The following is a 10030-nucleotide window of genomic DNA, read 5'->3' as shown; positions in this document are numbered from 1 at the left end:
AGTTTCACTTAGTTTTCTTAGTTGTTGTGTGTTGATTGTTTTACCATAATGCTTTGCAATTATTTTTATACACGTTGGCCCACAATCTTTTGCCTCGGTTTGCTTATAATTTGGAAATTTCTTCAAGTGGAATGTTAATAAAAACTGGGATGCATTACACCACCCCAGTCATTGATTTTTTTAAGTGGTTTCTATTTTTTAATAATAACGAAAATGTTTAAGCCCAAACATCTCCTCCTCCTCCAGAACCACCACAATTAGGATGGTTATAAATTATAGATGGAAAGTTTAACGTACAATAAGAACCTTGTCCACCATCTAAAATCCATGATGTTCCATTACAATGGTAACGACAAAGTCTTAAGCCTTTTCCGCCTCCATTAACTTCTTTTTGTTCTGTAATATTTAACTTTTTCCCTAAATTTAAAATTGATTTTTTCATAAATAATAGTTTTAATGTTTTATTAAAATAGTTTAACACAAACTCCTAAAGAGTTACAATAATCAAAGCCAAGTTTTTTACACTCATCTTTAGAACCTGGATCACACATAGCAGGAAAACCTCCTATCACTTCCTTTTGTTCAATAGTATTTAACTTTTTTCCTAAATTTAAAATTCGATACTTCATATCTATATTATTCACTTATCATAAGTAATTATTAGAAATTTTTAAATTTCATCCTTATAAAAAATATCGATAAATTGCACCTGTATAATAACAAGACTTAATTATCTTATTTTATTACCCACCAATAACAATACATTGTTGATTTCGTATTACAATACAATATCTATCAGAAATATTAGGACATGAAGGGATAAAACTACAGATACCTATACCTCCTTTAATTTTTTCTTGAGCCGTCTTATCTAGTACTTTCCCTAAATTTAAAATTGATTTTTTCATAATTAAAATAATAAGATTACTTTTGCGGCGAACATTTTAAGACACTCACCGAGTGTGTCTATTCTTCGCGAGAGAATATGTTTCAAATTCAAAGCCCTCTTTAGGGCTTTGTCTTTTTATACTTTACTTATTGTAATTTGACTATTTTCTTCTAGCTCTTCGATGAAGAAAATTAAGTCTGACCTATTGTATTCTTTTGGAAAAGACCTTCCATTTATTAAAATTTCTGGAGTGAAATTAATAGCATTGTTTTTACACCATTCTTTTTCTCTTTCTAATTCAGATAAAAAGTAGTCGCTATTATTAGTCGCTCCCCATTTCTTTAACCATAAATCAACATTACCATCTTCGTAAATCTCACTCATAGCTTCTAAACATTCTTTTTGTTTATTGTTATTATAGAGCTCTAATAATCGACTAGTTACTTTTACTGCATTACCACTTTTATCTTCAGTGTTTATATTAAAACGTATTCTTATTTTAACCGAATCATTATATTTATGTAAAATCTCATCTACTTGTTTATGAACTGGTTTACAATGACCACAAAAAGGATTGGTTACAACAACTATTTCTAAATTTGAGGTTGGATTTCCAAAAACAATCTCTTGGTTTTTATCAAATGTTGTATCTATTTGAGGGGATTTATTTAGCATACCTTCAAACAAGGTGAAATTTCTTTTAAATTTAACTCCCTCTATTTTTTCTTTTCGTAATTCTGTTACTTCAGAAATAAGAGGTTTTATATAACTCCATCCCAACCATGTACTTGTTCCTATAATTGCTAAAACAACATAATCACTAGGAACAAAGCTAGAAATATAAGTGTTTGTTAATACAGGAATTAATGCTTGTACCCATAATAAACCAACAATACTCAAACATAATAAACACCATTTTTTTACTACTGCATATTGATAATAAATTGAATATAATGTTATTGGAACTGCTACTAAACTTATTGTATAAGAAACAGCTGGTGTGGCTATTTCTAAAAAGGTTAAAAGGGTTAATGTTGAAAAGTATAAAATACTGAAGTCGCTTAGTTTATACCCTTTTATTATTTCTGCGCCTTTTGAAGTAAGAACTGCATCACAATCTTTTTTATCATCTGCTCCAGAACAAAAAGCATCGCCAATGGAAGTTTGTAAACCTAATTCTTGTTTTACGATAGCTACACTAACCACAATTCCTACTATAGATAGCAATAAATGAGAAATACTAAAAACTGAACCAGTTGTTTTTAACACTAAGAAAATAGCTAACATACTTATGATTCCAAAACCTACATATTGAGGAATCTTACTAGTTTTTTTACTAGTTTGTATCGTATCTGTTTTTTCAACAGCTACTATAATCCCTGTAAACTTTTTTAAAAATTCTTCTTCTGATATCTTTTCTTTTTTGCCTTCTGTGGTATATAAAATATAATCACTTTTCTTTTTTTCAACTACACTTAAGTTCTGCCCAGAACTATCATTTACTTGTACGATATAACAAGAAGGTAATTGCTCTAGTGTTTCTGAGTTAACAGGAACATCTGCTGCTACATTTTCTATATTAAAATGGTCTAACACTCCTGTTATAGCGTGTAAACTAGGATAGGAAGGATGGCTTTGTATTTGAAATCTTAACTCTTCTTTATCAAAAGAGATTTTATTTTTTCTAAGTAATTGCTCTACTAAGGAACTTAATGAATTTTTCAAAACGGTAGTTTTTTAAGCTATTTTTAAGATTATTATCAAATTTATCTTTAAAAAAATATAAACTTGATTTTTTTTTGATAAAAAAAGTAAGGATAAACATTACTTTCAATTATTCAGATTAAATAAAGCCATTCTCTTTGGCTTTTAATATCAATTCTCTATGTCCTTTTTCTTTCACATTGAATATCTTTTTTAAATGTCTCTTTCTTTTTTCGATAGCTGCTATTGATAAAGGAATATACCCAAGCATATCTTTTACTTTTGCTCCGATAGATAACTCATACAATATTTTTCTATCAACATCGTCTAACAAAAAGTCAGATGAAACTTTCTTTCTTAATAATTTTAAAACTGTTTTACTATAAAAAGGAGGATCACTTACTACTTCATTAATAGCTTTCACCAATTCTTTAAATGTAATATCACTCTTTATTAAAAAACCTTCAGGATTTATACTCCTAAAAACACTATGAATTCTATATTTATTATCATTAGTAGTAGATAAAATCACTTTACAACTTGGAAACATATCTCTTATTAAGATTCCTAAATCTTCTCCTGATATTATCTTTTTATTATTAGACGGAAATAGCTTTAAATCTAGAAAGACTAAATCAATTTTTTCCTCCCTATCATAAAATGTTTTTATGATTTCACATGCATCATCACAGTTGTGGATCGTAATAAAATCAAAATCATATTGATTATCATTATAATTACTCACATTAATGAATGCCCTTTTATATGCCTCACACATTAATGGGTAATCATTAACTATTAGAATAGTCAATTTTTCTTTTCTCATAAAATAAAAATTTAAAATAAGTACAATAGCAATTGTAAACCTAGATAATAGAGAGTAATCTCTACTTATAGGAAGTTATAGTTTCTTGAAATGAAACTTAAAAATAAGATATAACCGAACCTTAATATCTTTTTAAATAAGTTATCAAAAAAAGAAAGAAGGTTTGTAAAGTTAGAGATATTACTGATTAATTCAAAAAGCAATAAGGCTATTACATATTATTTAACTTTTTAAATTTTAAAAAATTATATCAATCACCTCTTTTTTAACCTAATAAGAAGTTAAAACTTGTTTAAAAAAATATATCTTTAACAAAAAAGAAAAAAAATGCTAGTAAAAATCTATGGATCTGCCGTATTTGGCATTGAAGCAACTACAATCACGGTTGAAGTAAATATTGACAAAGGTATAGGATATCATTTAGTAGGCTTACCTGATAACGCTGTTAGAGAAAGTTCTTATCGAATTTCAGCAGCTTTAAATAACAACGGTTACAAACTTCCAGGTAAAAAAATTATTATAAACATGGCTCCTGCTGATATACGTAAAGAAGGAGCATCGTACGATTTAACTCTTGCTATAGGAATTCTTGCTTCATCTAATCAAATACAATCTAAAGAAATTGACCAATATGTTATAATGGGTGAACTTTCATTAGATGGAAGCTTACAACCTATAAAAGGTGCATTACCAATTGCGATAAAAGCAAGAGAAGAAGGCTTTAAATATTTAATTCTTCCAAAAGAAAATGCAAAAGAAGCTGCAATTGTAGATAATTTAGAAGTCTTAGGAGTTGACAATATTTTAGAGGTTATCAATCATTTTGATAATAACAAAAAAATTGAACCAACTATTGTTGATACAAGAGCTGAATTCTATAAACATATTGATTTTCCTGAATTTGATTTTTCTGATGTTAAAGGTCAAGAAAGTATAAAACGTTGTATGGAAATTGCTGCAGCTGGTGGACATAACATCATTTTAATTGGTCCTCCTGGATCAGGAAAAACAATGTTAGCAAAGAGATTACCATCCATTTTACCTCCAATGACTTTACATGAAGCATTAGAAACTACGAAAATTCATTCTGTTGTTGGTAAAACCAAAAATGAAGGGTTACTTTATAACCGGCCTTTTAGAAGTCCTCATCATACTATTTCAAATGTTGCCTTAGTTGGTGGTGGTCAATATCCTAGGCCAGGAGAAATTTCACTTTCTCATAATGGTGTATTGTTCTTAGATGAACTTCCTGAATTTAAAAGAGACGTTTTAGAAGTTATGCGGCAACCTTTGGAAGACAGAGAAGTGACAATTTCAAGAGCAAAATTTACAGTTACCTACCCTAGTAGTTTTATGTTAGTTGCAAGCATGAACCCTAGTCCTTCAGGGTATTTTAATGATCCAAATGCTCCAATTACTTCATCTCCAGCAGAAATGCAACGCTATTTAAGCAAGGTTTCTGGTCCTTTATTAGATAGAATTGATATTCATATTGAAGTTACCCCAGTTCCTTTTGACAAACTATCAGATGAAAGAAAAGGAGAGAATAGTAAAAGTATAAGAGAACGAGTTACTAAAGCTCGTGAAAAACAATCTACGAGGTTTAACGATTTTGAAAATATTCATTACAATGCTCAAATGAATGTAAAACAAATTCGAGAATTTTGTAAACTATCTGAAGAAAGCAAACAGCTCCTAAAAACCGCTATGGAAAAACTAAACCTTTCCGCTCGTGCTTATGATAGAATTTTAAAAGTATCTCGTACTATTGCTGATTTAGATGCTGCTAATAATATAGACTCAAACCATATTGCTGAAGCTATTCAATATAGAAGCTTAGATAGAGAAGGTTGGTTAGGGTAAATTTTAAGTGAAATAGTATAACTTTGCTATCTCAAAAATAAAAACGTATTTAAAAGAAATGTATAAATCATATTACCTAAAAATACTCTACACTTTAGTTTTTATGTCTTGTCAACTCTTGTTGGCTCAATATAAAGGTCATGATTTTGTATCTAAATACTATAACTTAAAATCAAAAGATAAAGGTAATCCCTTGGTATTTTGTGATCAACTAATTAATAGTAATAACTATGAGAAAAAGGCATTCGGTTATGCAGGTAAAGGATATATATATTGCTTAAGAGCAGACTATAAAAATGCCAACGAATTATTTAATAAATCCACTTTTTTACTAGACAAATACGACACACTCATAGATAGAGAGGTAAAAGGGAATATCCTATATCTGATGGCTGAGGCAAATAACGAAAAACATAAATTTGATAAGGCTCTGTCCTTGTTAAGCTTGGCACTTAATACCTGTGATAGCCAATGTTCTTTTATATTAGAGAATAAATTACGTTCAGCTCAAGGAAGAATCTATTCTATGTCTAGTAACAAACTTAAAGCGTTAGAGATAAATAGAATTAGCTTAAAAAGACTTAAAGAGCAACCCAATTTTTCAACAAATTACGAATTAAAAAAACAATACCTTAAAGAACTTGCTAAAGCCTCAAGTAGATATATAAACTCCTGTTTTATAGAAAAAAAAAAGAATCATCTAGACTCCACTAAGAAATATACCTCATTGGCTAAAAAATTTGCTATAGAATATGATATACACATTTATGATGATTTTATAGAAGTTTATTTTGCTGATATAGAGTTTTATCAGGATAAATTTGATACCGCTATTATATATTATAAAAATGCATTAGAATTATTTCTAAAAAATAATAATAAAAAGAGGATAACTCAAATGCATTTTCAAATTGCTGCGTGTAATTATTACCTTAATAATTTAGATGAAGCAGAAGCTAGTTTTAAAAATCAGATAGAACAAGATGTTTGGTCTCAATATCCCTTATTAAAGAATAAAGCACTTTGCTATGATTATTTAGCTAAAATTTACAAACAAAAAGGAGATCTACCCAAAATGATTACGAATCTTGAAGCTTATATAACAAATTCTGATACGTTTTCAAATAAGAAGAATAGTTCTGACTTAAGTGTAAACAATAAAATGCATATAGAAGAGCGGAAGCTTGAAGTAAAAAAATTAAAAAAAGAGTATCAAAACCAAGTACAACAAAAACGATTATATTCTTATGTTTCTATAGCTTTAGTAATTACAATATTACTATTAATGGCATATTTTATCTATAAAAACAATAAGACAAAACAAAACATTAGTAAATTAAACGAACGTATATTATGGCTTCAACAGGGTATATCTAAAGAAGCTATCGTTTCAAAAAGTTCAAGTTTAACAGATGAAAATGCTTTAAAACTTATTGAAAAACTTAAAAATTTAGAAAAGGAAGCTCTGTTTACGGATTCTGGTTATAGTTTAAATATGGTAGCAAAAAAATTAAATACTAACTCCAGTTATTTATCTAAAACTGTGAATAATTATATGAATATAAGTTTTGTTGAATACAGTAATCGATTAAAAATAAATAGTATAGTTCAAAGACTTAATAACCAAAAAAACCTTAAAAACTATACTATTGAAGCCTTGGCTAGAGAAGCAGGCTATAAAAGTGTAAACTCTTTTAACTCTAACTTTAAGAAATTACTCAAAGTTACACCATCACAATATTTGGCTAATTTAGAAAACAACTAATTTTTTTATTACCAATCATTAGCAGAATTGTCACCAGGAGTGGTTTCACCGTCATTAGGTATCTCCCACGAACAAAACCCACTTGGTACACAAACCCATTCTGTACCATTATGATGACCAATTTTTCCTGGCTCACAGTCAGGTAAAGTACCGGCGTTTATCGCTTTTAATTCCTCTCTGGTCATTTTTTTAAATTTTAATGTTTTTAAGTTCATCATAATAAAAGTTTATTGTTTAATCCAAATTTATTCAAAAAAGGAATATGATTTACTTGATGAAATAGGGCCTAAAATCTAAAAAAAACACAACGTACTGATTAGCAAGATCTTAAATCAACTTACTATTATGTCAAATTTATAAATTTGACATAATAGTAAGTTTTTGATAACTATACTTAATGTTCACATTTCTTTTCTCTTACTTTAAATGAAAAACATTCAAACTTTATATATACGCCCTTAAAAAACAAAACATAGAAAACTAGCTATCACAACATTAAGACAAAAAATAATTACCTCAAATTTATAAATTTAAAGATAAAGGATTTGTTTTCTCACAAGCAAGGAACATATATTTGGATCATTAATAAAAAACAATGTAGATGCAAAACCTAGTTAGATTATTACTTAAAAATAATAAAATTGCTTTTGATAAAGCAGAATTAGATTTTCAGATAAAAAGCCATCCTTCTTTTCCAAGTCTTCATGCTATTACTGGAGTATTAGATCACTTTAATATAACTAATATTGCAGCAGAAGTACCACAAAATATAGAAACTCTTTTAGAGTTACCAAATTGTTTTTTAGCACAAATAAAAACAAGTAATGGTAAAGAAATAGTAACAGTTGTTAAAAAAAAAATAGATTATGTCATTTTTTTTTCAACAAAAGAAAAAGAAAAATATTCAGAAACAGAATTTTTAAAAAAATTTACAGGCATAATTGTAGCGGTTGAAAAAGAATCATCAGAAGTAAAACAAAAGGTAAACCTATTAAACTATATATTAACTTCACTTTTAGTATCGTTATCAATTTTTGTTTTAGTTATTTCCAAACCTAATCTTTTAAGTTCGCTATTCTTTTTAACATCTTTAACTGGTGTTTTTATAAGTATTTCTATTTATAAACAAGAAATAGGAATTAGTTCATTTATAGGAAATACTTTTTGTTCAGGAACAGATGATAAAAAAGATTGTGATGCTGTTTTAAGTTCTAAGGGAGCTACGGTTTTTAAGCAGTATAAGTTAAGTGATTTTAGTTTACTCTATTTTTTAGTGTTATCAATTTCTGCTTTTTTTATGGTCTTAAAAAATTCTCCGTTAGACATTTTACACTTCATTAGTATTATTGTTTTACCAGTTACGTTGTATTCGATTTATTATCAATATCAGATCATAAAGAAATGGTGTTTTTTATGTTTAAGTATTGTCGGTCTTTTATGGTTTCAGGCATTTTTATCTCTCTTTAAAAGTAGTTTAAAACTACTTTATTCTTTTGAAAACATATTAATAATTGGATTTAGTTTTTTAACAATACTACTTATTTGGAATTTCCTAAAACCTAGGCTAAAAGAGTATAATGAAAATAAAGAAACAAAGATTGCTTATTATAGATTCAAAAGAAATTTCAACCTTTTCTTCACTTTATTAAATTCATCTAAAAAACTAGTAACTAACTTAAAAGAGGTGCCAGAAATTGTGCTTGGTAATTCAAGTTCAAAACTAGAAATAGTAATCATTACAAATCCTTTCTGTGGTCATTGTAAACCTTTACATAAGCAAATTGAAAATATTTTAAAATCATTTTCTAATGAAGTTAAAATTATAATCCGGTTTAATGTAGATATAAATGACACAAAATCAACTGCTGTAGAGATAACAACTAGATTACTAGAAATATATCAAAAAGAAGGGAGTCAAGAATGTTTAAAAGCTATGGATGATGCTTATGAAGAATTTTCTTCTGTCAAATGGCAAAAAAAATGGAAAAAAACAAAAGAGAAAGAAATTTATTTACACATTTTACAGAGTGAAAAAAAATGGTGTATAGACAATGAAATTAATTTTACTCCAGAAATACTTATAAGCGGTAAGTCATTTCCTAAAGAATATGACAGAGCTGATTTAATTTATTTTATTGAAGAATTATTTGAAGAATGTTCTATGAATAAAAAAATATAAAAAACAGTTTAGTTAATTATTTAAACAAGCAAAACTCTTGTACAAAGGTTTTGTCTTTTAAACAATACTCTTTCGCGAAGAATAGACGCAAACAATGAGTGTCTTTAAATGTTCATTGCAAATATAATTTATTAAAATTTCAATTATGAAAAATTTATTAAAACTAGGGAAAACTTTAAATAAAATTGAACAGAAACAAATTAATGGAGGAGCGAACTCTTGTCCTCCAGGTACATGTAGAAATTACACAGGTCATAAAGGATCTGGTGGATGGGGAGCTTGTAGGCCTTGTGGTGAAGAAACTCCGCCAAATCAATAATATTTAGATTAATTGGTATATGAGGAATATTATTTTTTCCTCATATACTTTAATAATAGAGCTTAATTTTTCACTTGAAGAAATTCCCAACATATAAACAAACTGAGGCAAAAGATTGTGGCCCAACGTGTATAAAAATAATTGCAAAGCATTATGGTAAAACAATCAACACACAACAACTAAGAAAACTAAGTGAAACTACCCGAGAGGGAAGTAGTTTATTAGGTTTGAGTGAGGCAGTTGAATCTATGGGGTTTAAATCTTTAGGAATTAAACTTGCTTTTAATAAACTTCGTGAAGCTCCATTACCTTGTATTATTCATTGGAATAAAAACCACTATGTGGTTCTTTATAAAATAAAGAAAAATACTGTATACGTATCGGATCCTGCTCATGGACTTATTACTTTTACTAAAGAAGAATTTATTCAACATTGGATAGGAAACAATGCTGATGAAAATACAGAAGAAGGAATAGCTTTACTA

12 protein-coding genes are annotated in these 10030 nt (G+C 27.9%); 5 read left to right on the top strand and 7 right to left on the bottom strand.

Annotated elements, in window-relative coordinates:
- From ACKTTQ_RS14550 to ACKTTQ_RS14525, 6 genes are all read right to left on the bottom strand, one after another.
- Positions 1-126 (bottom strand): cysteine peptidase family C39 domain-containing protein (locus ACKTTQ_RS14550; protein WP_408049626.1); only part of this gene is annotated, 126 nt, incomplete at its 3' end.
- A gap of 91 nt (positions 127-217) precedes the next feature.
- Complete coding sequence (locus ACKTTQ_RS14545; protein ID WP_408049625.1) at positions 218-442, bottom strand: hypothetical protein; 225 nt, start codon at positions 440-442, stop codon at positions 218-220.
- Positions 443-464: 22 nt separating this feature from the next.
- Positions 465-629 carry a hypothetical protein gene (locus tag ACKTTQ_RS14540; RefSeq protein WP_408049624.1) on the bottom strand — a complete coding sequence of 55 codons (165 nt, stop codon included), beginning with the start codon at positions 627-629 and terminating at the stop codon, positions 465-467.
- 114 nt (positions 630-743) lie between these two features.
- Positions 744-908: a hypothetical protein gene (locus tag ACKTTQ_RS14535; RefSeq protein ID WP_408049623.1), complete on the bottom strand. Its 165-nt coding sequence runs from the start codon at positions 906-908 to the stop codon at positions 744-746.
- Positions 909-1024: 116 nt separating this feature from the next.
- Entirely contained in the window at positions 1025-2614 is a 1590-nt protein-coding gene (locus tag ACKTTQ_RS14530; RefSeq protein ID WP_408049622.1) for a vitamin K epoxide reductase family protein, read from the bottom strand.
- A 118-nt stretch (positions 2615-2732) separates the two neighbouring features.
- Entirely contained in the window at positions 2733-3419 is a 687-nt protein-coding gene (locus ACKTTQ_RS14525; RefSeq protein WP_408049621.1) for a response regulator, read from the bottom strand.
- A 327-nt stretch (positions 3420-3746) separates the two neighbouring features.
- Between ACKTTQ_RS14525 and ACKTTQ_RS14520 the strand changes: the two genes are divergently transcribed.
- Positions 3747-5282, top strand: a complete 1536-nt coding sequence (locus ACKTTQ_RS14520) for a YifB family Mg chelatase-like AAA ATPase (RefSeq protein WP_408049620.1) — start codon at positions 3747-3749, stop codon at positions 5280-5282.
- A gap of 103 nt (positions 5283-5385) precedes the next feature.
- The gene (locus ACKTTQ_RS14515; RefSeq protein WP_299137076.1) at positions 5386-7047 is read left to right on the top strand and encodes an AraC family transcriptional regulator; all 1662 of its coding nucleotides are present in this window, start codon (positions 5386-5388) and stop codon (positions 7045-7047) included.
- A gap of 8 nt (positions 7048-7055) precedes the next feature.
- On the opposite strand, the gene ACKTTQ_RS14510 is transcribed toward ACKTTQ_RS14515, so the two are convergent.
- A complete protein-coding gene (locus ACKTTQ_RS14510) occupies positions 7056-7232 on the bottom strand; it encodes a hypothetical protein (protein WP_299137079.1) in 177 nt (58 codons plus the stop codon).
- A 416-nt stretch (positions 7233-7648) separates the two neighbouring features.
- On the opposite strand from ACKTTQ_RS14510, the gene ACKTTQ_RS14505 reads away from it, so the two are divergent.
- From ACKTTQ_RS14505 to ACKTTQ_RS14495, 3 genes are all read left to right on the top strand, one after another.
- Positions 7649-9226, top strand: a complete 1578-nt coding sequence (locus tag ACKTTQ_RS14505; RefSeq protein WP_408049619.1) for a vitamin K epoxide reductase family protein — start codon at positions 7649-7651, stop codon at positions 9224-9226.
- Between the two features lie 145 nt (positions 9227-9371).
- Positions 9372-9545, top strand: coding sequence for a hypothetical protein (locus ACKTTQ_RS14500; protein WP_299137085.1), 174 nt, complete (start codon positions 9372-9374; stop codon positions 9543-9545).
- Positions 9546-9619: 74 nt separating this feature from the next.
- Positions 9620-10030, top strand: a 411-nt coding sequence (locus ACKTTQ_RS14495) for a cysteine peptidase family C39 domain-containing protein (RefSeq protein ID WP_408049618.1), incomplete at its 3' end; no start/stop codon positions are given.

The sequence above is a fragment of the Tenacibaculum halocynthiae genome (genome assembly GCF_964512825.1).
Lineage (GTDB): Bacteria > Bacteroidota > Bacteroidia > Flavobacteriales > Flavobacteriaceae > Polaribacter > Polaribacter halocynthiae.
The sequence above is the reverse complement of the archived record's forward strand: the minus strand, read 5'-3'. Positions and strand labels throughout refer to the sequence as shown.